General features: G+C 70.5%; 15 protein-coding genes and 1 tRNA gene. 7 read left to right on the top strand and 9 right to left on the bottom strand.

Annotated elements, in window-relative coordinates; all coding sequences use genetic code 11:
• Positions 1–79: 79 nt before the first annotated feature.
• On the bottom strand, positions 80–1,309 hold the full coding sequence (locus HBK84_RS04635) for a cysteine desulfurase family protein (protein ID WP_167318314.1): 1,230 nt from the start codon (positions 1,307–1,309) through the stop codon (positions 80–82).
• 159 nt (positions 1,310–1,468) lie between these two features.
• On the opposite strand from HBK84_RS04635, the gene HBK84_RS04630 reads away from it, so the two are divergent.
• Positions 1,469–1,933 carry a tRNA (cytidine(34)-2'-O)-methyltransferase gene (locus HBK84_RS04630; protein WP_085107632.1) on the top strand — a complete coding sequence of 155 codons (465 nt, stop codon included), beginning with the start codon at positions 1,469–1,471 and terminating at the stop codon, positions 1,931–1,933.
• Between the two features lie 96 nt (positions 1,934–2,029).
• Here the strand turns inward: HBK84_RS04630 and HBK84_RS04625 are convergent, their stop codons facing one another.
• Positions 2,030–3,496, bottom strand: a complete 1,467-nt coding sequence (locus tag HBK84_RS04625) for a S1C family serine protease (RefSeq protein ID WP_167318313.1) — start codon at positions 3,494–3,496, stop codon at positions 2,030–2,032.
• 286 nt (positions 3,497–3,782) lie between these two features.
• On the opposite strand from HBK84_RS04625, the gene HBK84_RS04620 reads away from it, so the two are divergent.
• Together HBK84_RS04620 and HBK84_RS04615 are read left to right on the top strand one after the other, a co-directional pair.
• Positions 3,783–5,798 carry a TPM domain-containing protein gene (locus HBK84_RS04620; RefSeq protein WP_144997990.1) on the top strand — a complete coding sequence of 672 codons (2,016 nt, stop codon included), beginning with the start codon at positions 3,783–3,785 and terminating at the stop codon, positions 5,796–5,798.
• A gap of 79 nt (positions 5,799–5,877) precedes the next feature.
• Positions 5,878–6,633, top strand: coding sequence for a PspA/IM30 family protein (locus HBK84_RS04615; RefSeq protein ID WP_167318312.1), 756 nt, complete (start codon positions 5,878–5,880; stop codon positions 6,631–6,633).
• 201 nt (positions 6,634–6,834) lie between these two features.
• Here the strand turns inward: HBK84_RS04615 and HBK84_RS04610 are convergent.
• From HBK84_RS04610 to HBK84_RS04600, 3 genes are all read right to left on the bottom strand, one after another.
• Positions 6,835–6,911: transfer RNA gene (locus HBK84_RS04610), tRNA-Met, on the bottom strand.
• A gap of 190 nt (positions 6,912–7,101) precedes the next feature.
• Complete coding sequence (locus HBK84_RS04605; RefSeq protein ID WP_167318311.1) at positions 7,102–10,080, bottom strand: UPF0182 family protein; 2,979 nt, start codon at positions 10,078–10,080, stop codon at positions 7,102–7,104.
• Positions 10,081–10,187: 107 nt separating this feature from the next.
• On the bottom strand, positions 10,188–11,270 hold the full coding sequence (locus tag HBK84_RS04600; protein WP_098053956.1) for a PDZ domain-containing protein: 1,083 nt from the start codon (positions 11,268–11,270) through the stop codon (positions 10,188–10,190).
• A 277-nt stretch (positions 11,271–11,547) separates the two neighbouring features.
• Here HBK84_RS04600 and HBK84_RS04595 point away from each other — a divergent pair, with 277 nt between their 5' ends.
• The gene (locus tag HBK84_RS04595) at positions 11,548–13,047 is read left to right on the top strand and encodes a zinc-dependent metalloprotease (protein ID WP_167318310.1); all 1,500 of its coding nucleotides are present in this window, start codon (positions 11,548–11,550) and stop codon (positions 13,045–13,047) included.
• 161 nt (positions 13,048–13,208) lie between these two features.
• Here the strand turns inward: HBK84_RS04595 and HBK84_RS04590 are convergent, their stop codons facing one another.
• The gene (locus HBK84_RS04590) at positions 13,209–13,745 is read right to left on the bottom strand and encodes a M48 family metallopeptidase (protein ID WP_052160959.1); all 537 of its coding nucleotides are present in this window, start codon (positions 13,743–13,745) and stop codon (positions 13,209–13,211) included.
• Between the two features lie 176 nt (positions 13,746–13,921).
• Here HBK84_RS04590 and HBK84_RS04585 point away from each other — a divergent pair, with 176 nt between their 5' ends.
• Positions 13,922–14,800 (top strand): hypothetical protein, encoded by an 879-nt coding sequence (locus tag HBK84_RS04585; protein WP_085107653.1) that lies wholly within the window; start codon positions 13,922–13,924, stop codon positions 14,798–14,800.
• A gap of 38 nt (positions 14,801–14,838) precedes the next feature.
• Here HBK84_RS04585 and HBK84_RS04580 read toward each other — a convergent pair whose 3' ends face one another.
• Complete coding sequence (locus HBK84_RS04580) at positions 14,839–15,846, bottom strand: LacI family DNA-binding transcriptional regulator (RefSeq protein ID WP_167318309.1); 1,008 nt, start codon at positions 15,844–15,846, stop codon at positions 14,839–14,841.
• A 308-nt stretch (positions 15,847–16,154) separates the two neighbouring features.
• On the opposite strand from HBK84_RS04580, the gene HBK84_RS04575 reads away from it, so the two are divergent.
• Positions 16,155–17,633 carry an NAD(P)/FAD-dependent oxidoreductase gene (locus HBK84_RS04575; RefSeq protein WP_144930622.1) on the top strand — a complete coding sequence of 493 codons (1,479 nt, stop codon included), beginning with the start codon at positions 16,155–16,157 and terminating at the stop codon, positions 17,631–17,633.
• The gene (locus HBK84_RS04570) at positions 17,630–18,451 is read left to right on the top strand and encodes an alpha/beta fold hydrolase (protein WP_206069194.1); all 822 of its coding nucleotides are present in this window, start codon (positions 17,630–17,632) and stop codon (positions 18,449–18,451) included. Before HBK84_RS04575 ends, HBK84_RS04570 begins: the two co-directional genes overlap by 4 nt.
• Positions 18,452–18,559: 108 nt before the next feature.
• On the opposite strand, the gene HBK84_RS04565 is transcribed toward HBK84_RS04570, so the two are convergent.
• Together HBK84_RS04565 and nudC are read right to left on the bottom strand one after the other, a co-directional pair.
• The gene (locus tag HBK84_RS04565) at positions 18,560–20,350 is read right to left on the bottom strand and encodes an ATP-dependent helicase (protein WP_064846093.1); all 1,791 of its coding nucleotides are present in this window, start codon (positions 20,348–20,350) and stop codon (positions 18,560–18,562) included.
• Positions 20,347–21,321 carry an NAD(+) diphosphatase gene (gene nudC / locus HBK84_RS04560; RefSeq protein WP_167318307.1) on the bottom strand — a complete coding sequence of 325 codons (975 nt, stop codon included), beginning with the start codon at positions 21,319–21,321 and terminating at the stop codon, positions 20,347–20,349. Before nudC ends, HBK84_RS04565 begins: the two co-directional genes overlap by 4 nt.
• Positions 21,322–21,358: the final 37 nt, after the last annotated feature.

Genomic DNA, 21,358 nt, shown 5'->3' with positions numbered 1-21,358 from the left:
CCGCCGGGGCTATTCCCGACGGCGCCGCAGTTCCCGACGACCCCGTTCCCGGCCACTCCGCGGTTCCTGACGGCGCTGCTCAGGACGCGAAGCCCGGGACGTGCCCGGACAGCCCCGCGGTGTGGGCGCGGTCGTAGACCTCCGCCACGGCAGCCAGCACCGCGGTGACGTCGTCCGGCGTGCTCGAGTGTCCCAGGGAGAAGCGCTGGGCACCGCGCGCGGTCTCCTCGGGCACCCCCATGGCCAGCAACACGTGGGATGCGCGCGGGACGCCCGCGTTGCACGCCGAGCCCGTGGACAGCGCGACCCCCGCGGCGTCGAAGAGGAAGAGCATGGAATCGCCCTCGCACCCGGGGAACGTGAAGTGTGCGTTGCCCGGCAGCCGCGTGGGGTGCGCCCACTCGTCCTCGGGTGCGCCGGGCTCGGGCCCGCGCAGCACGGCCTGCGGGACCCGTTCGCGGATCCCCGCCACGAGGGTGTCGCGCAATCGTGCGCGACGCACGAACTCGGCGTGCGTATCACGCTGGGCGGCGTGCACTGCGGCACCGAACGCGGCCGCCCCCGCGGCGTTGACCGTGCCGGAACGCACGCTGCGCTCCTGGCCCCCGCCGAAACTCGTGGCGGCCAACGTCACCGTGCGGGGGGCGTACAGCGCGCCCACACCCATCGGACCGCCGAGCTTGTGTGCGGACACCGCAAGAGTGCTGATCCCGGGCAAGTGCGCGTCCACGGGCACCGCGCAGAACGCCTGCACGGCGTCGACGTGGAAGGACACCCCCGCCCGGTCGCACAGGGCCGCGAGCTCCGCGATCGGTTGCACCGTGCCGACCTCGTTGTTGGCCCACATCACGGTCACCAGGGCCAGCTCGTCTCCGCGACGGTCGAGCAGCTCCCGCAGGTCGTCGGGGTCCACCCGGCCGTCGGCATCGACCTCGAGCCACGCGAGCTCGGCGCCCTCGTGCGCGGCGAGCCACTCGGCCGCCTCGGATACCGCGTGGTGTTCCACGGTGGACAGCGCGATCACGGTGCGACGCGAATCCGCGTCCCGGGCTGCCCGGAACAGCCCGAGCACGGCCATGTTGTCCGCTTCCGTCCCGCCGGATGTGAGGATGATCTCCACCGGTTCCGCGTTCAACGCGGCGGCCACGCTGTCCCGCCCGGTCTCCAGGGCCATGCGCGCGGAGCGCCCACCCGAGTGCAGGGACGCGGGGTTGCCGCCGCGTTGGGCCTGCGCCACGTAGGCCTCGACGGCCTCGGGCAGCATGTCGGTCGTGGCGGCGTGATCCATGTAGACGCGCGGTGTGGGCATGGGTCCAATTCTAGGCGCGCCCACCGCGGTCCTCCCTCGGCCGCGCACCTCCGGCGCGGCCTCCCCCAGCGCACCGCCGGTGAGACCCCCGGCTGCGTCGATACAACGCCCCGCGCCCCGCCGGTGCCGTGCCGCACGGACGCGCCTACACTCGCAGCCATGCTGCATTTCGTCTTCCACACCCCCGAGATCCCCGGCAACACGGGAAACGCCATCCGCCTCGCGGCCTGTACGGGCGCGCGCCTGCACCTCGTGGAGCCCCTGGGCTTCACGTTCGGGGACGCCCACCTGCGCCGGGCGGGGTTGGACTACCACGATCTCGCGGTCATGGACGTGCACCCCAGCGTGGAAGCACTGTGGGACGCGCTCGGGGACGCCCGGGTCCTCGCGTTCACGTCCCACTCGAGCACCCGCCACACGGACGTGGCCTACCAGGACGGGGACGTTCTGCTCTTCGGCCGCGAGTCCACGGGGCTGCCCACCGATGTCCTCGAGGACGAGCACGTCACCGAACACGTCCGGATCCCCATGCTGCCCGGGCGCCGCTCCCTCAACCTCGCCAACTCCGCGTCCATCGCACTCTACGAGGCCTGGCGGCAGTTGGGCTTCCCCGACGGCGTGTGATCCCGCCACGACGACGGCGCTCGCCGGGTACCGTGCGTATGCACACCCTGCGAGCGCCGTCGTGAACGCCGTCGGCGCGGCCGGAGCCGCGGGCGCCTACTTGCCCGATTGCTCGGCGGCGTTGCCCACCCTGACCTTGGCCGTGTGCTCGTCCCCGCCGCGCCGGTAGGTGACCTCCGCCTCCGTCCCGGCCGCGAGTTCCCGCACGCCGGCAGTGAGGGCGTCCGCGTCCGTGATGCGCTTGCCGTTGAACTGCGTGATCACGTCGTTCGCGCGCAACCCGGTGTCCGCGGCCGGGGAGCCGTCCTGCACGCTGCGCACGAGGGCACCCGAGGAGAACTGCTCCGAGTTGCTCCCGGACGGCGTGTAGGCGGAGACGGACGCGCCCAGGTAGCCGTGCGTGGCCTTGCCGTCCTTGATGATCTCGTCCGCGACCCGCTTGGCCGTGTTGGACGGGATGGAGAATCCCACCCCGATGTTCCCCGAGCTGGAGGAGTCGTTCGAGGAGGACCCCGCCGCCGAGGCGATCGCCACGTTGATGCCGATCACCTGACCGCTCGAGTTCACGAGCGCGCCGCCCGAGTTGCCGGGGTTGATCGCCGCGTCCGTCTGCAAGACGTTGAGGTAGACGCTCGACTTCGCGGACTGCGAGCCCGACTGCCCGTTGTCCGGGAAGTTGAAGAAGAAGTCTTGCCCGCCGCCGCCCTGCTGGGAGTCCTCTGGGGTCTCCTGCGCCGCTGAGGAGGCGACGGCGATCGTCCGGTTGAGCGTGGAGACGATGCCGTCCGTGACGGTCCCGCTCAGTCCGAGCGGTGAGCCGATCGCGATCGCGGTGTCCCCCACGTTGAGCTTGCTCGAATCCCCGAATTCCGCGGGCGTGAGACCGCTCGGGTCCACCTTGATCACCGCGAGGTCCGATTCGGGGTCCGTGCCCACGAGGCTGGCCTTGCGCACGGAACCGTCCGAGGTCTGGACCTCCAGGTTGGCGTCCGAGCTCGCGCCGTCCAGCGTGACCACGTGGGTGTTGGTGAGGATGTGTCCTTGATCGTCCAAGATCACACCGGACCCCGTCCCCGCGCGGTCCCCGGCGGACGCGGAGATCGTCACCACGGACGGGGAGGCCTTGTGGGTGGCCCCCGTGATCTGGTTGACCGATTCCGTGTTGTTCACGATCACCGGGGAGCTGTTGCCCGCCGCGGACACGCCGTTGTTCTCGGCGAGGGCGCCGGTCCCCACTGCGGTCCCCGCACCGATCAGCCCTGCGAGCACCATCCCGGCGACCAGGGCACCCGCAGAGAACTTGCGCTTGGGCGTCGTGGCGGTCGCAGCACCACCGGCCGGTTGCGACGCCGCGGTGTAGCCGTCCTGACCACCGGGATAGGTGCCGTACTGGTAACCCCCGGTGGCGCCGGGGTGTTCGCCCGCGGGCGGGATGGGTTGGGTGTCCTGCGCGTGCCACGGCGAACCCTGGCCGGCGCCCTCCGTCCCGGAGCCGTACTGGCCGTACCGGGGCACGGGACGCTGGGGATCGCCGCCCGCACGGGGGTCATAGGAATCGGCCATGTTCTCTCCTTCAGGACTGTGACAGGACGTCGAGGGATCGTGTGTCTGGATGCGGATACCGGGACCCGCCCGGCGGCTTCCGGTGGCCCAGTATGCCCGGGCGTACTGAGCCGCGGCTGTGAGAACTGGCCGATTCCTGCACGTTGTCTGGCGATCTCCGGGACGCTCGCTGATCTCGTGATCGCATTGTCCGTTCAGCGTAGTCTGTGATTCGGACGATCATCATGTCCCGGGGACGATCCCCGGGCGGGCGTCCGCCGGGCTGAGATCGATTGGAACGAGGGTCATGAATTCACACACCGTTTGGCGCCGCGCTGTTTCCGCGACCGTACTCTCGGGAGTGTGCTTGTTCGCGGCGCCCGCCGCCCTGGCCGAGCCCCCTCAGCAGGTGGACCCCGGCACACGGATCGTGGATTCGGCCAACGTCCTGGGCAACACGTCGCAGTTGCAGGACGAGATCAACAGGGTCGCCAGCGAACACAACATCACGCTCTACGTGGTGTACGTGGACCGGTTCACGAACCCCACCGATCCCGGTCAGTGGGTCCAGGACTTCGCCCGGAACAATGGTTTCGGGACCAACGACGCCGTGCTCACCGTGGCCACCGAGACCCGCCAGGCGCGGTTCGTGGCCAACTCGGCGGGTCCCCTGTCCCGCTCGGACACCCAGGAGATCTACAACGAGAACATCGTCCCGGCCCTGCGCAACGGCAACTGGGACGCCGCCGCCCAGGGGGCCGTGAAGGGGATCGACTCGAAACTCGGCGGGGTGAGCCTGAACGGGGCCGGCGGTGTGGTCGGCGGGGTCGTGGTGCTCGGCGGGCTCGCGGCCGCGGGCGTGGGCGTCGCGTCGCTCATGCGCGGGCGGCGTCGTCGCGCGGATGCACCCCAGGCCCCGGAACCGCACAACGGCAGCAGCGCGCCGCAGCGACCGCTCGTGCCCCTGCCCGAGCTGCACAAGCGCGCGGGTTCGGCGCTCGTGGAGGCGGACAACGCGATCCAGCACTCCGAGCAGGAACTCACCTTCGCGCAGCTGCAGTACGGCCGCGAGCAGACCCAGCCGTTCGAGCACGCACTCGCGCGGGCCAAGGAGCATATGCGCGCGTCCTTCGAGCTGCAGCAGAAGCTCGAGGACCACATCCCGGACACCGAGGCGGACCAGCGCGCGTGGCTCGGGGAAATCATCGAGCGCTCCAACCAGGCGCGCGGCTCCCTTGCGGAACAGGAACAGAACTTCTCGCAGTTGCGTCAACTCGAGACCCGCGCCCCCGAGGCGCTCGAGGACGTGCGCCATGCCGTGGCCGGTGTCCAGCCGCGCCTGCAGGACGCCGAGTCCTTGCTCGTCTCGCTGCACGCAACGTACGACGATGCCGCTCTGGCCCCCGTGCGGGACAACGGCGAGCAGGCACGCGAACGCCTCGAGTTCGCCGAATCCGCGATCGCCCAGGCCCAACAGCACCTGGACGCGGGACAGGTTTCCCAGGCCGTGCTCAACATCCGAGCCGCCGAGGAGGCGCAGGGCCAGGCCGAGGGTCTGATCACCTCGGTGGAGAACGCCCGCCGGGAACTGGCCAAGGCCGAGGAGTCCCTCAAGGACGCCGTGAGCATCGCCCAACGGGACGTCGCCGAGGCCGAGGGACTGGTCCAGCAGGGCTCCCGTCCCGAGCTCGCGGGTGCCGCCGCCGGGGTGCGCTCCGTGCTGCAGACCGTGACCCAGAACATGCGTTCCGGGCGCTACGACCCCATGGGCTCCGCCCGCCGGCTCGCGCAGGCCAAGGCCGAGCTCGACAAGGGCCTGGACGACGTCCGTAGCGCGAACGACCGCGCCCGCTCCGCGCGCGAGACCCTGTCCCACGCGCTCGTGAGCGCGCAGGCGAGCCTGACCACCGCGTCCGACTACGTGTGGGCGCGCCGCGGCGGTGTGGGCGCCCGCGCGCGCACGGAACTCGCGGAGGCCGAACGCCACCTGGAGATCGCGCAGCAACTGCAGAACTCTGATCCCGAGCGGGCACTCAACGAGGCCAACCAATCCATCCGCCTCGCGGACTCCGCACAGCGCTCCGCACAGACGGACGTGGACGAGTTCTACAACTCCCCCATGGGCTACGGCGGCATGGGTTACGGCCGGCGCAGCAACGGCCTCGGTGGTGCCATGCTCGGCGGGATCCTGCTGGGCGGGATCCTCAACGGCGGCATCGGCGGGGGCCACTACGGCGGCGGAGGCGGTGACTTCGGCGGCGGTTTCGGCGGCGGAGGCGGCGATTTCGGTGGCTTCGACGGCGGTGTGGGCGGGAACTTCTGACCCCCTCCGGGTGAGCGACGCACCCGCCGCCCCGTGACAGATTTCAGTTTTGTCCGAGATACGAGAAGAGGAGAACACCATGTCCAAACAGTCCATTTTCGGGCGGATCGCTCAGCTGGCCAAGGCGAACATCAACGCGATGATCGATTCCGCGGAGGACCCCCAGAAGATGCTGGACCAGATGGTCCGCGACTACACCGAGAACATCCGCGAGGCGGAGTCCGCCGTGGCCCAGACCATCGGTAACCTCCGCTTGCTCGAGAAGGACCACGCCGAGGACGTCCAGGAGGCCGCCCAGTGGGGTAGCAAGGCACTGGCCGCGTCCAACAAGGCGGAGGAGTTCCGTTCGTCCGGCAAGGAGAGCGAGGCCCAGAAGTTCGACAACCTCGCCAAGGTCGCGCTGCAACGTCAGATCCAGTCCGAGAGCGAGGCCCGCGGGGTCGAACCCCAGATCGCGTCCCAGACCGAGGTCGTGGAGAAGCTCAAGGACGGGCTCAACACCATGCGTGGCAAGCTCCAGGAGCTCTCCGCCAAGCGTGACGAGCTGGCCGCTCGCCAGAAGACCGTCCAGGCCCAGGCCCAGGTGCAGGACTCCCTCAAGGCGTTCGACGTCATGGACCCCACGAGCGAGGTCTCCCGGTTCGAGGACAAGATCCGCCGCGAGGAGGCTCGCGTGGCCGGCCAGCAGGAGCTCGCCGATTCCTCCCTGGACCGCCAGTTCGAGGCGCTCGAGGACATGGGTCAGCAAACCGAGATCGAGGCGCGGCTCGCGGCGCTCAAGGCCGGCGACGCCACCAAGGACGGCGAGAAGATTGTGTCCTCCGAGGAAGTCTGAGTCACTTCCGGGACTGCCGGTGCGGTGGCCGCAGCATTCAGGGCCTCATCCCGCGGCTGAGCAGACACCCCCGGCGTGAGCTGACGTGGAGCAAACGCGGTATCGCCTGCTGCGTTTGCTCCACTGCTTGTCGCGACGTAGCCCCGGACACGTGTCCGGACATGCCAGAAGCCCGGTTTCCTGGGAAACCGGGCTTCTTCGTGGTTGCGGGGGCAAGATTTGAACTTGCGACCTCTGGGTTATGAGCCCAGCGAGCTACCGAACTGCTCCACCCCGCGGCGATGTCCTCAACTATACGGAGGGTGAACGGATCGTGCAAATCGGGTATCCCCCGGCGCGGATCCGCACGGGACAGCGCCCCGATGGCGAGGGGCGGTGAGGACAGGGGCGGCGGCAAGGGGGGACGGTGATGGCGAAGGGCGGTGACCGGGAGAACCCGATCACCGCCCTTCGGGCGTCTCCCCTGGATTACGGGGTGGCACCGTCCTGACGCATGGCCTCGTCGATGGCCTGCTTCAGCCGGTCCTGGGCCTCGCCGTACTGCGTCCAGTCACCGTCCCGGCGTGCCCGATCCGCTTCCTGCATGGCCTGGTTGGCGTTGTCCAGAGCCTGCTGCAGGGACGTGGAGCGCGGCGACGGGGTCCCGGAGGGCTGTGGCGAGGGGCTGGCCGACGCGCCGTCGTCCACCGCGCCGGTGCGCCCGTCGCCGCCCTGGGCGGCCTCCGCGGCCTGGTCGTTCACGCCGGCCCCGGTGTCCGTGGTGGCACCGGAGTTACCGCTGAAAACCTCATCCAGAGCGCCGTCGAGCGTGGGGGCGAATCCGACCTTCTCACCGAAGCCCACGAGGACGCGGCGCAGGGTGGGGTAGGCGGCATCGCCGGAGGACTGCACGTACACGGGCTGGACGTAGAGCATGCCCCCGCCCGCGGGCAGTGTCAGCAGGTTGCCGTTGATGACCTCGGACGCACCCTGACGCAGCAGGTTCAGCTCCTGGGACACATCCGTGTCCGAGTTGAACAGGTTCTGCGCCTGGCCCGGACCGGGCACCACCGAGGAGCGCGGCAGTTCGAGCAGCCTCAGCTTGCCGTAGTCCTCGCTCTTGACGCCGTCCTCACCCGTCCCGGCGTCCGCGTTGGCGGAGAGGTACCCGTACATCACGTTACGGGTGTTGCCGGACTCGCTCTGCTGCGGGATGAAGGACGAGGTGAGCGAGAAGTTCGCCTTGTCCTCACCCGGCATGCGCATGGAGAGGTAGTACGGCGGCTGCGGGACGTCCTGGTTCTGCTGAGTGGGGTCGTTGGGCACGGACCACACGTCGTCGCTCGCGTAGAAGCTGTTCGCGTCCGTGACGTGGTAGCGGTTGAGCAGCTCACGCTGGACCTTGAACATGTCTTCGGGGTAGCGCACATGGGCCATGAGGTCCGCGGACATGTCCGAGTACGGCTTGAGCGTGTTCGGGAAGACCTTCTGCCACGACTTCAGGACGGGGTCCTGGTCGTCCCACGCGTAGAGATCCACGGAACCGTCGTAGGCGTTGACCGTGGCCTTGACCGAGTTACGGATGTAGTTCACACGCTCGGGCGGCAACGCAGCGGCGGTGCCCTGCGCGGTCTGGGTGTCCTGGGTGGCGTCCTGGAGCACGGACGGCGTGGAGTACGGGTAGGACGCCGCCGTGGTGTAGGCGTCCACGATCCACACGACCTTGTTGTCCACGATCGCCGGGTACGGGTTGCCGTCCACCGTGAGGTAGGGGGCCACCTTCTCCACCCGCTCACGCGGGTTGCGGTCGTAGAGGATCTGGGACTCCGGGCGCACCGCGTCCGAGAGCAGCATGTCCGTGGACTGGAACTTGATGGAGTAGGACAGCTTGTTAAACCAGTTGCCCACGGTGGGGCCGCCGTTGCCGGCGAACGTGGTCTTGGCGTCCTGGGCGTCCCCGTCATTGGTCTGGGGGCGGTCCAGCTCGAGCGGCGGGTCCTCAGGGGAGCCACCCACGATCGAGTACTCGGGCGAGTTCTTCCCGAAGTAGATCCGCGGCTCGTAGTCGTTGGAGATCTCACCGCGGGACGGGATCCCGGCCTGCATGAATTGGGGCTTGCCGTCCGACTGCACGCGGGAGCCGTACGCGGCCACCACGCCGTAGCCGTGGGTGTAGACCACCGACTGGTTGTACCAGCCCTGGATCTGGTCCGGGTTCAGTTCACGGGTCGCGATGACCGTGTCCTGGGTCTGGCCGTCGATCGTGTAGCGGTCCACGTTGAGCATGTCGGAGAACTGATAGTACGGCCGGAACTGCTGCAGCTGGGCGAACGCGGAGGAGACCACGTTGGGGTCCAGCAGACGGATGTTGGAGGTGGTCTCCGTGTCCTGGCGCAGTGCACCCTGTTCGGTCTGGGTCGTGGCGTCGTACGGGGTGACCTCGGTGTTGTCCAGACCGTAGGCCTGCCGGGTCATGGTGATGTTGCGCTGGATGTACTCGTTCTCGAGCGCCTGCTCCGTGGGGGTCACCTGGAAGCGCTGGATGGCCCACGGGTAGAGCCCACCGGCCACCACGGCCACGACCACGAGCATCGCGGCACCGATCAGGGGCAGCTTCCAACGGCCGATGAACCCGGCCACCACGAACAGGATGGCTACCAGGACGGCGGCGATCGCCAGGATGCCCTTGGTGGGGATCACGGCGTTGACGTCGGTGTACAGCGCACCGGTCCACTTGCCCGAGTTGGAGGTCAGGGTCGCGTAGCGGTCCAGCCAGAAGTTCACGGCCTGCAGCGCGAGGAACGCGGCCACGATGGAGCCCAGGTGCACGCGGGCGGAACGGGTCGTGGCGATCCCGCGTTCATGGATGCGGATCCCGCCGTAGACGTAGTGCATGAGCAGCCCGGCCACACCGGCGAGCAGCAGGGCGGTGACCAGGAAGCCGATCAGCAGCCGCAGGAACGGGAGGGTGAACACGTAGAAGCCCAGGTCCAGGTCGAACTGGGGGTCGGTCTGTCCGAAGGGTTCCTGGTTGAAGAACAGCAGCACGGTCTGCCACTGGGACGTGATCGTGGAGGCGGCGAACAGCCCGAAGATCACCGGGACGGCCACCATGACGATCTTGCGCACGGGGTCCAGCGCCTGCTGGTACTTCTGCATGTTGTCGCTGACCTGGCCGGTGTCCCGGGGGCGGTTGCGGTACGCGAGCCACAGGCTCAGGAACATGAGCGTGGCCACGATCACGGCGGAGATGATGAACAGACCGATCATCGCGAGGTTACGGGTGACGAACACCCGCAGGTAGCCGAGCTGCTCGAACCAGAGGATGTTCGTGTAGACCTGGGTGAACCCCACGAACAGGGCGATGAGGACCACCACCGCGATCACCGTGGGCAACAGGGCCCCGTGTTTCTTGCGGCCCGCTGCGGACCCGCTGGATGGACGTGGGGATGTGGATCCGGCGGTCACTGAATACCTCTGAATTCCCTGGGCACGGATGATGATCTGTCAATGATCAGTGTCCACCCTATTGTGCTGGCCCCCGTCGCGGCATGCAATTTCGCCGCCTCGGGATGTCACCGGGTGCCGCAGGAAGGCAGCTCCACGACCGATCCGGACGCCGCTTTTTCGACCCCTTCCACAGCATCTCCCAGTGTCTTCACCTCGATCACCGTGAGACCATCCGGGACGTGCCCGGCCACCTCACCGCAATTGTCCGAGGGGGCCAGGAAGTACGTGGCACCGGACTCCGCTGCGCCCTGCAATTTCTGTCGGATCCCGCCGATGGGACCGACCTTCCCGTCCGCCGAGATCGTTCCGGTACCCGCGATGTGTTCGTCGCCCGCCATCGATCCGGGGGTCAGTTCCTCGACGATCCCCAGCGCGAACATCATCCCGGCGCTGGGTCCACCCACCTGGTCCAGTTGGAAGTCCACGTCCACGGGGAACTCGTATTTCGGTACGAGGTACACGCCGAGCTGCCACCGCTGCGAGTCCTCGTCCCGGGTCAGCTTCACGTGTTCGGTGACCGTCCTGCCATCCCGGCGCACGACGACGTCCGCTCCCCGCTCCCCCGCGGCGTCGAGTTGCTCGCGCAACAGCTCGAGCGAGGTGACCTGCGTGCCGTTCACGGAGAGGATCCGGTCCCCGGCCCGCAGGACACCGTCCGCGGCGCCGCCGGGGATCACGGCGTGCACGGTCAGGGTGGTTGTGAACGGCTTGCCCAGGTGGTTCAGCGCGGCCGCCACGGAGTCCTCCTGGGAGGTGACCATGGCCGCGGCGTTGGACTCGTCCACCTGCTGGCCCGTGGTGTCCGGCGGGTAAAGGGTGTCCTCCGGGATCACGGCATCGGAGGGATCCAACCAGCCCAGCAGCGCGTTGATGGAGTTGAGCCGCCCGGAGGGTCCGCCCGTGACGTACACGGTGGTGAGGTCCAACCGGCCGTCGCTCGGGTAGGTCGGGGCGCCCGTGATCTTGACGAGCTGCTTGTCGTCGTGGCTGCCCACGGTGTTGAACGTGGGTCCGGCGGATTCCACGACGTACGGCGCGGGCAGCACCACGCCCGCGAGCAGCAGCACCGTGGTCCCCGCGAGCGCGACCGACGGCAACGACCGGCGGCGGAGGAATCCGCGCCGCGCCCCCTTCTGCTCACCCGTCACGTCGCTTCCTCTCCACGGCCTCCAGGACCGTCCCAGCGTACTCGGCCCACCCTGGGAAGGTCCCGCGCACACCGTCTGGGGCGTACGTCGCACGCCCTCGTGGAAGGTTCGAAGACGCCGCACGGCCGGGGACGGCGGCGTCGCCCGCTCCCGGTGAACGGGCGCCCGGAGGGTACCTGAGCCATCAGCGAACTGGGCGCGCACGCGGTGGTTCGGGCCCGGGGCGGACGGCTAGGGTTTGAGCAGTCCTAGATCCTCCACGACGATTGGCGGTCCCATGCCTTCGAACCCTCCGTACGACGAGAACGGCGAGAACCCTAAGGACCCGTTCCAGGAGATGTTCGAGCGTCTGCTGGGCTCCGGGAACATGAAGCCCGGTGACATGCCGGCCGGTATGCCCATGGACCCGCAGGCCATGTCCATGATGTTCCAGCAGATCCAGTCCATGATGAGTTCGACCTCCTCGGGGGAGCCCATCAACTGGGAGCTCGCCAACCAGCACGCCCGTCAGGTGGCCGCGCAGAAGGGCGATGCGTCCGTCTCGGCGAAGCAGAAGGGCGCCGTGAACGACGCCATGAAGCTCGCGGACCTGTGGCTCACGGACAACACCGCGTTCGGCGAAGCCCCCGTGCTGCCGTCCGCGTGGGCGCGCGCCGAGTGGATCGAGGCCACGTGGGAGACCTGGAAGGAGATGACCACCCCGGTGGCCACCTCCGTGTCCAAGGCCATGTCCGACGCCCTCACCCAGCAGTTGCCCCCCGAGCTCTCCCAGGCCATGGGCGGGGCGGACCTGTCCGGGATGCTCTCCGGCGCGGGCTCCATGATGTTCGGGATGCAGCTGGGACAGGCCGTGGGTGCGCTCTCGTGCGAGGTGCTGTCCTCCACGGACGTGGGCATCCCCCTGGCCAAGGACCGCTGCGCGCTCGTGCCGTCCAACGTGGCCGAGTTCAGCGAGGGGCTGGACCTGCCGGCCTCGGACGTGATGCTGTACCTGGCCATCCGCGAGGCCGCCCACACGCGTTTGTTCCACGGTGTGCCGTGGTTGCGCCAGTACGTGCTGGACCTGATCACGGCGTTCGCGTCCGAGATCCACATCGACATGGACCGGATCGAGTCCATCGCCCAGGAACTCGACCCCTCCGACCCCTCGGGCATCCAGGACGCGCTGGCCTCCGGCGTGTTCAGCCCCGAGATGACCCCGCGCCAGGAGGCCACACTCGCCAAGCTCGAGACGGTCCTCGCGCTCGTGGAGGGTTGGGTCAACCGCGTCACCGTGGCCTCCACCGCCAACATCCCCTCCGCCGCCGCCCTCACCGAGATGATGGCCCGCCGCCGCGCCGAGGGCGGGCCCGCCGAGCGCACCTTCGGTTCCCTCGTGGGTCTCGAACTGCGCCCCCGCCGATTGCGTGAGGCCGCGACCTTCTGGGGCTACGTGGAGGAACAGCGCGGGATCACCGAGCGCGACAGCCTCTGGGAGTCCCCCGAGCTGCTGCCCACCAACGAGGACCTCGATGATCCCCAGGGCTTCGAGGAGCGCCGCGGGCTGCTCACGGCCAGCGACGAGGAGATGGACGCCGCCCTGGAGAAGCTGCTGGCCGGCGGGTACGAGGACGGTCGGCAGGCCCCGGGGGGCGCGAGTTCCACCGGCCAGGCCTCCGCGGACACGAAGCAGGGTGCGTCCGGGGAGACGTCGCGTGGACGCGAGCCGGGTGAGAGCACGGGCACTGCCGGCGACGACGACCAGGACGATCCCGACGCCACGCGGGACGAGGACTGATCGTGGGCGGCTGGGCCTCCGTGTAGTAGGCCCGTCGTACGGACTTCAGGGTTCGCGGCCGGGCCCGTGCGAACGGCCCGGGGCCACTCGCACCGAGACCCGTGCGGACCTCGTACCGGCCCCTCGCCGACCCGGCTCGCCGGGCTGGCCCCTCGGGTGGCTCACTCCCGGCCCGTGACCTGCGCGGGGTTCCGCTCCGCCCACGCGGCGCCGTCCAGGAACTGGCCGGCGTCGTGCGCCCTGGGGTGGCGCCGTGCCATCTCCCAGAACCGCTCGTTGTGGTGAGCCTCGAGCAGGTGCACGAGCTCGTGCAGCACCACGGTCTCCAGAACCCACTCGGGCGCGTCCGCGAGTCGCCGTGAGATCCGAATGGCACCCGTGGCGGGGGTCGCCGAGCCCCACCGTGTGTGCTGGCGGGCGGACCACGTGATGCTCGTGGGCCGGGCACGACCCTCCAGGTAGGTCCGGGACAGCCGCTGCGCCATCTCCTCCAGCGCCGTGTCGGAGTGCCGCGTGCGCGAGGCCGCCTCCGCCGCGCGCCGCTTGGCCACGACCCTGGGAACGAGAGTTGCACTCCAATGCGCGATCTGGGCACGGGTGGCCCGTTGCGGCACCGAGAGCACCACGGCGTCCCCGCTGAAGTGGGCGTTGACGGTCTTGGTGCGGCGGGCACTGCGCTTGACGACGATCTCCGGCATCTCCTCCGGTGGTTCGACGATTCTGGCTCGTGGTGGGGGCATGCCCCCAGTTCACCACCCCGCCCGGGCGGGGCACGAACCGGGACACAGAAGGAGAGCACGGTGCCCGCGGCACCCGTCCTGTGGATTGCCCCGCGCCGGCCCCGGGAGCATCCCGCTTCGGCAACCCTGGTGCCATGACCCACCGTTGCCCAACCGCCCCCGAGGAACCCTGCGCTCCCCCGGCGCTCGACGAGCTGCGCGTTCTCGCGCTCGGGCTCGACCCCCTCACCGCCGCCGTGTGCCTCGCGCTCGCGGAGGCCGGGGTCTGCCTGCTCAACGTCCGGGATCCTGCACCCGTCGAGACCGCGGACGTCCGCCACGGCCCGTATCCCGCGGAGTTCCAGGGCCAGCCGCGTGAACTGGTGCTGAGGACCCTGCTGCGGCGCAGATCCCCGCGCTGCGCCCCGCTCAGCGCACCCGAGCTCTTCCCGTCGGCGGCAGTGCCCACCGCCGTGGTGCTCCACACGTGGTCCGTGCCCGGTGATCTCGTGGCGGACCTCGCCACGGCTCCCTCCCCGGACCTGGACCCGGCGCTGCCCACCCTGAGCGTGGTCCGCGACGGCGGGTCCGTGGTGGTCTGGCCCCTCACCGACTGGGCGCATCGCCCGTGCCGAGCCTGTGTGGCGAGTGCGGTCCGTGAAGCGCGACGCGCGTTCCGTGGGTCCCCATCCACGTCCGGCGAGCCTCTGCTTCCGCGTCAGGACGGGGCAGTGGCCGTGCTGACGCGCACGGTGGCCACCGGGGAGATCGCGGGTCGCCTGCTGTCCCACGTGCTGCGGGATGACGCCGCTCCGCGGGCGGCACCGTCTGACCCGCCACACGACGCTCCCCCGGACGTGCCACCTGCCGGCACCGAAACGGCGCCGTCCGGCCCACCGCCGGCCCGGCCCACCGCCGGAACGCAGTCACCTGACGGTCCGGAAGCGTGCCTCGTGCTGCGCCGGGGGCTGACGGTTCTGCCGTTGGCCCCGGATCCGAGGTGCCTGTGCTCCCTCGCGTTCACCGGGCTGTGAACCGTGCGTGCGGAGTGCGCCGTACCACCCGTGCCCGCTCAGACGGAGTCGCGGTCCACCGTGAAGGCCCCCGCCGTGTCCGGGGGCGAGGGTGCGGGCTCGTCCCGCACCAGGGCGTTGATCACGGCCACGATGTGCCGGGCCGTGACCTCCGGGTCCAGCGCCACCATGGTCAGCGGAGGGTCGGCCAGCGCCGCCGCCGGGGAGTCGTTGACCCCCACGATCGCGAGGTCCGCGGGCGCTTTCCAGCCGAGCCGCCGCATCCCGCAGAGCACGGCGAGCGCGGCGGTGGTGTCGTGGGCGCACACCCCGGACGCCCCCGGGTGCCGTTCGCGCCACTGCAGCAGCACATCGGCCGCCCCGCGGGGATCCACAGGAAGGGGAAGAGCGCTCGGGCGAGGCAGGCCACGGGCCGCGCACTCGCGCTGCAGCACCTCGAAGCGCCACTGGGAGACGCCGTGCATGTGCTCCCCGCCCGTGACCGCATAGCCCAGGTGCGTATGGCCCGCGGCCACGAGCCGCTGCACCTGCACCCTGGCGATGTCCCGCTCACGGAGACCCGTGATCCACCGCCCCATGTCGTCCGAACCGGTCCAGGAGACGACGCCGCGCACGCCACTTCGACGCATGCGCTCGGCGTCGTCCTCCGCGAGGTCCCACGCGAGCACGGCGGCCGGCGTCACGGAGGACCAGACCTGGGCGGCGGGGCGGCGGGTCCACGCATGGATCACCATGGACAGCCCCACCTCGGAGAACAGCACCGAGAGCCGCTCCACGATCACCCCGATGTCCTCGGTGAGGGACCCCGCCGGCGGGAGGTATAGCAGCACGGAGGTGGAGCGGCCCCGGCCGAGCGCCCGCGCCTCCGCCGAGGGCGCGTAGGAGAGCTCCCGGGCGGCGTCGAGCACGCGGCGTCGGGTGCCCGCGGAGATGGACTGCGAGGGGGTGTCGTTGAGCACGAAGCTCACGGTGGTGCGGGAGACCCCGGCCAGCCGTGCCACGTCGGCGCTCGTGGCCCGCCGTGCGGGGGCGCGGTGCCGGTGCATGCTCGTGAGTTCTCCCTGGAGGTCGGTGGCCACATGATAGCGAGTGGCCCACCGCCGCCGGGCCCTGATGCCCCACGAATGTGAGCTGTTACACTCGACAACCATCAAGCTAACACGCGTTAGTGTGCACCGGCACGGACCGCTGCCGACCCGGGCCCCTCCCGGCGCACGGCCTGCGTGCAGGGAACTGGAAGCGGCCACGTCGCCGCGAGGTTTCGGAGCCGGCACCCGTCGGGAACGCCGTCGGGCACCGGCTGCACCACCCGGATCCCCCGGGGCGCGCGACCGCAAGGAAGTTGGAGAACCACATGGACACTCAGGACGTCGACGTGATCATCATCGGTGCCGGGATCTCCGGCATCGGCGCCGCTCGGGAGCTCGCCGGCACCGGCCGCACCGTCCGCATCCTCGAGGCGCGCGAGGACATGGGCGGCACGTGGGACCTCTTTCGGTACCCGGGTATCCGCTCGGACTCGGACATGGCCACCTTCGGCTACCGCAGCCACCCCTGGACAGGAGAGCGCAGCCTGGCCACTGGGGACACCATCCTCGACTACGTCCACGCGGCGGCCGAGGAGGCCGACGTCACAAAGGACATCCGGTTCGGGCGGCGCGCCGAGCAGGCACGGTGGTCCTCCGAAACCCACACATGGACCGTCACGCACCGCGACGTCCACACGGGCGGGGCCGAGCAGCTCACCGGCCGGTGGCTGTTCATGGCCACGGGCTACTACCGCTACGACGAGGGCTTCACCCCCGACTGGCCTACGCTGTCCGAGTTCGAGGGGACCGTGGTCCACCCGCAGCACTGGCCGGAGGACCTGGACGTGGCGGGCCGTCGCGTGGTCGTGATCGGCAGCGGCGCCACCGCCGTGACCCTCGTGCCCGCGCTCACGGACCGCGGCGCTCACGTGAGCATGCTGCAGCGCTCCCCGTCCTACGTGGCCTCCGTGCCCGGCAGGGACGAGACTGGCATCAAGCTGCGCAAGTGGCTGCCGCCGCGCGTGGCCGGGGAGGCCAACCGCTGGCGCAACATCGTGCGCTCCATGGCCATCTACGAGTTCAGCCGACGCCGACCGCAGGCCATGCGGGACCTGCTGCACCGCGGGGCTGTGAAGCACCTGGGCCCCACCTTCCCGGTGGATGAGCACTTCACCCCCGAGTACGACCCGTGGGACCAGCGGCTGTGCGCGGCACCGGACGGCGACTTCTTCAAGGCTGTGCGCGGGGAGCACGCCGAGGTGGTCACGGACACCATCGAACGCTTCACCGCGGACGGGATCCAGCTGCGCTCGGGCCGTCACCTCCCGGCGGACGTGATCGTCACCGCCACGGGGCTCAACGTGCAGTTTCTTGGGAACATGGATCTCGTGGTGGACGGGGAGACCGTGGATCCGGCCGCGCGCGTGAGCTACCGCGGCATGATGCTCGATGGCGTCCCCAACATGGCCTTCGCCATCGGGTACACGAACTCCTCGTGGACCCTGCGCGTGGACCTGATCACAGAGTACTTCCGGCGGCTGCTGGACCGCATGGACCGCGAGGGCGCCGTGGCCGTCACGCCCCGGTACTCCGGCCCCCGCACCGGGCTGCGCCCGCTCATCGACCTGGCCTCCGGCTACATCCAGCGTGGCGCGCACCTGCTGCCCCGCCAGGGCCGCGACGGGGCATGGAACGTGCGGCAGAACTACCTGCGGGACCGGGTGCTGTTCCGTCCGGGTGCCGAGAAGGACGAGCAACTCGAGTTCACGGTGCCCGCCCGCACCACCTCGGGGGTGGGCGCGTGAGCACGCAGCTGTGGAACGGGCTGAGCTGGCGCGAGACCGGTGAGGGCACCCCGGTGCTGCTGATCCACGGGATCGGACGCAGCCTGGCCGACTGGGACGAGCAGCACGAGCGTCTGGCCGCGCGGCACCGTGTGATCAGCGTGGACCTCCCCGGCTTCGGTGGCTCCGAGGTCCCCACCGAGGGCATGAGCCTCTCGAATCTCGCCTCCCGCGTGGCGGAGTTCGTGCGCGCCCAGGGCATTGCGCCGGCCCACGTGGCCGGCAACTCCCTGGGCGGGGCCGTGGCCATGCAGCTCACCGCCGACCACCCGGAACTCGTGCGCAGCCTGCTGCTCGTGGACTCCGCAGGATTCGGAAGGGGCGTGAGCCCGGCCCTGCGGCTCGCGGCGCTGCCCGGGGTGGGCGAGCGCGCACTGACACCGAGCCGCAAGGGTGCGCTGCGCTCCGAGCGGGCCATGTACCACGACCCCGCCCTGGCCACGCCCGAGCGCGTGGAACGCGGTTACGAACTCGCGCAGCGCCCCGGCGGCTCCGAGGCCATGCTGCAGATGCTGCGCTCGATCGGCTCGATCGCGGGTGTGAAGCGGCCCTGGCGGCGCCGGCTGCTCCCCCGCGTGCGGGCCACCGGTGTTCCCGTGTTCATCATGTGGGGCGACAAGGACACGGTGCTGCCCTTCCGTCACCTCGCCCGCGGGGCGAAGGCCCTGGGGGCTCGCAGCCACCGGTTTCCCGACACCGGCCACGGGCCCATGATCGAGCGGCCCGACGAGTTCGCCCGCCTGGCCACCGAGTTCTGGGCGAGCGCGGAGCGCAGCTGACGACGCCGCACGGGCCGGTCCCGGTCCACGCTCGCCCGCCGCGCTGCGACCACACAACGCGTCACCGGGTGGTGGTACCGGTCCCGGCCGGGCCTCGGCCGCACCCGCTTAGCGGCCGCCGCGGCGTCGTGCCGGGGTGCGCGGCGCGGGGGGCAGCACGGCGTCGAGGAAACGGGACCGGGCCCGGTTGGGCCGACCGCCCGGGGTCCGGGACAGCGACCACGAGAGCACGAGGTGCTCCCGCGCGCGGGTGATCCCCACGTAGAGCAGCCGGCGCTCCTCGTCCATGGCATCCGGGGTGTCGGCGAAGCTGATGGGCATGAGTCCCTCGGAGAGCCCCACGAGGAACACGGCATCCCACTCCAGGCCCTTAGCCGAGTGCAGGGACGCGAGCGTGACCCCGTCCACCACCGGGGCCTCCTGGGTGGTCGCACGGCGTTCGATCTCCTGCGCGAAACCGGCGAGCGACAGCGTCTCGCCGTCCGCCACGGCGCGGCGGGCCATGGTGTCAGCGAGCGAGACGAGTGCACGCAGGGACTCCCACTTGGCGCGCGTGGCGCTGTCGGAGCGCGGGGCCCGCTCCGTGTAGCCGAGCGAACCGAGCATGTCCCGCACCTGCTGGGGGACGTCCGCGCGGTCCGCGCCCGCCGTGCGTGCGGCGGAACGGATCTGCACGATGGCCTGCCGGATCTCGGGCCGGTTGAAGAACCGTTCGGAGCCGCGCAGCTGGAAGCCGATGTTCGCATCCGCGAGTGCGGCTTCGAATGCCTGCGACTGGCCGTTGGTGCGGAACAGGACGGCGATCTCGTGCGGGGCCACGCCGTCGTCGATCAGGTCCTGGATCCGCACGGCCACGCCCGCGGCCTCGGCCTCGTCGTCCGGATACTCGTTCCACGCGGGCTCGGGGCCCGCGGGGCGCTGGGAGACCAGGCGCAGCGGTGTGGCCCACGTGTCCGGGGTGGACGTGAGGGACGGGCGGCGCGCGGCCAGCAGCCGGTTGGCGGTGTTGACCACCTGAGGGGTGGAGCGGTAGTCGCGGATCAGCTCCACCACGGACGCCCCGGGGTACCGGGACGGGAACTCCAGCAGGTGCCGGGACGTGGCGCCCGTGAAGGAGTAGATGGTCTGGGAGGCGTCCCCCACCACGCAGAGATCGTCCCGGGAGCCGAGCCACGCGTCCAGCAGCCGCTGCTGCAGGGGCGAGACGTCCTGGTACTCGTCCACCACGAACTGGCGGTACTGCGCGTGCACCGCCGCGGCGATCCGCTCGTCCTCCTCCAGGATCCCCACCGTGATCAGCAGGACGTCCTCGAAGTCGATCAGGTGTCGGTCCGCCTTGAGGTCCTCGTAGGACTGGTAGAGCCGCTGCATGGTGCGGACGTCGTAGCCCGCGGGCATGTCCCGCTGGCCCGCCGCCTGCGGATAGGTGTCCGGGGTGTGCATGGAGACCTTGGCCCACTCGATCTCGGCCGCGACGTCCCGGACGGTCGCCCGGTCCGTGGTCAGGCGCATGGCCTGGGCGGCCTCGGTGATCAGTCTCGCCTTGTGGTTCACGAGCCCCGGCGGGGGCCCACCCACGGCCTGCGGCCAGAAGTACTGCAGCTGGCGCAGGGCGGCAGAGTGGAAGGTCCGGGCCTGCACACCGGGAGCCCCGAGGGCCCGCAGCCGCTGGCGCATCTCATTGGCGGCGCGCGCGGTGAAGGTCAGGGCCAGGGTCTTCTGGGGGGTATAGACCCCCGAGGCGATGCCCCACGCGATGCGGTGGGTGATGGCCCGCGTCTTGCCGGTGCCCGCTCCAGCGCGCACGCACACCGGACCGTTCAGTGTGGTCGCGACCACGCGCTGCTCCGGGTCCAGGCCTCCGAGGATCCGCTCCTCGGCGCTCTGCTCCACGCTCACCAATCGGTCCCCGGGAGGTCCTCGCCCAGCCAGCTGACGATCAGCGCGTGCGCGATCGACACCCTCCCCGGCAGCGTGACCTCACCGGTGCGGGTGCTCGTGAGCAGCTGCTCGCGCGTGAACCACCGGACATCCAGGATCTCCTCGCCGTCCGCCTCGGCCACCGATGTGTGGGCCACGGCGCGGAAGCCCAGCATTAGGGAGCGGGGGAACGGCCACGGCTGAGAGCCCTGGTACTGCACGGTGTCCACCGTGATCCCGGCCTCCTCGCGCACCTCGCGCACGACCGCTTGCTCGGCGGACTCCCCCGGCTCGACGAAGCCTGCGAACGTGGAGTACATGTTGCCGGCCCATGCCGCAGAGCGGCCCAGCAGGATGCGCTGCGAGGCCGGGTCCGGGCCGTCCTCGACCACCGCCACGATGACCGCTGGATCCGTGCGGGGGAAGTGCAGCGAGTCGTCCTCGGGGCAGCGCCGGGCCCACCCGGAGCGGATGCTCCGCGTGAGCGCCCCGCAGCGAGGACACCGCGGGTGGTCCCGGTGCCACAAGGCCACCGCCTGCGCCGTGACGAGCAACGACGTCTGCTCGGGGTCCACCACGGTGGCCAGCGTGCGCAGCCCCTCCCACCGGGCACCGTCGAGACCGGACAGCTGGGTGTCCTCGGGGAAGGTGCGCAGGATCACCTGGGTGCCGTCCGCCAGGCGGCCCAGGTACACGTCCGGGCGGCTGGCATCATCCGTGGGTCCCGGGACCTCCGCCACGAGCGGGAGGACCAGGGCGCCGTCGCGCGTGGGGGCCTGGGAGCCCCGCAGCACGAGCACCCGCGCGGTGGGCGAGGCGAGCGCCTCAGCCACGAGATCGCGGTGCTCCCGGGCGACCGCGTCCCGGTCGAAGGGGCGCCCGGCGAAGGGCAGCTGGGCGTCGTCGAGCAGGGGCGCGACGGCGCCGGGACGGTCCTGGCATGAGATCATCCGACCACTGTAGACCGGGGTCCGGACATCCTCACGG

This window comes from Kocuria sp. KD4, assembly GCF_011769905.1.
GTDB classification, from domain to species: domain Bacteria; phylum Actinomycetota; class Actinomycetes; order Actinomycetales; family Micrococcaceae; genus Kocuria; species Kocuria marina.
Note: the sequence above shows the minus strand (reverse complement) of the source record. Positions and strands in the feature narration are given on the sequence as shown.

Excerpts from the sequence above, each read along its gene's own strand:
- HBK84_RS04590 (WP_052160959.1), bottom strand. The coding sequence starts at position 13,745 with ATGCCGGAGATCGTCGTCAAGCGCAGTGCCCGCCGCACCAAGACCGTC.
- HBK84_RS04625 (WP_167318313.1), bottom strand. The coding sequence starts at position 3,496 with ATGGCCGATTCCTATGACCCCCGTGCGGGCGGCGATCCCCAGCGTCCC.
- HBK84_RS04580 (WP_167318309.1), bottom strand. The coding sequence starts at position 15,846 with ATGCACCGGCACCGCGCCCCCGCACGGCGGGCCACGAGCGCCGACGTG.
- nudC (WP_167318307.1), bottom strand. The coding sequence starts at position 21,321 with ATGATCTCATGCCAGGACCGTCCCGGCGCCGTCGCGCCCCTGCTCGAC.
- HBK84_RS04595 (WP_167318310.1), top strand. The coding sequence starts at position 11,548 with ATGCCTTCGAACCCTCCGTACGACGAGAACGGCGAGAACCCTAAGGAC.
- HBK84_RS04585 (WP_085107653.1), top strand. The coding sequence starts at position 13,922 with ATGACCCACCGTTGCCCAACCGCCCCCGAGGAACCCTGCGCTCCCCCG.
- HBK84_RS04575 (WP_144930622.1), top strand. The coding sequence starts at position 16,155 with ATGGACACTCAGGACGTCGACGTGATCATCATCGGTGCCGGGATCTCC.
- HBK84_RS04630 (WP_085107632.1), top strand. The coding sequence starts at position 1,469 with ATGCTGCATTTCGTCTTCCACACCCCCGAGATCCCCGGCAACACGGGA.
- HBK84_RS04615 (WP_167318312.1), top strand. The coding sequence starts at position 5,878 with ATGTCCAAACAGTCCATTTTCGGGCGGATCGCTCAGCTGGCCAAGGCG.
- HBK84_RS04635 (WP_167318314.1), bottom strand. The coding sequence starts at position 1,309 with ATGCCCACACCGCGCGTCTACATGGATCACGCCGCCACGACCGACATG.
- HBK84_RS04620 (WP_144997990.1), top strand. The coding sequence starts at position 3,783 with ATGAATTCACACACCGTTTGGCGCCGCGCTGTTTCCGCGACCGTACTC.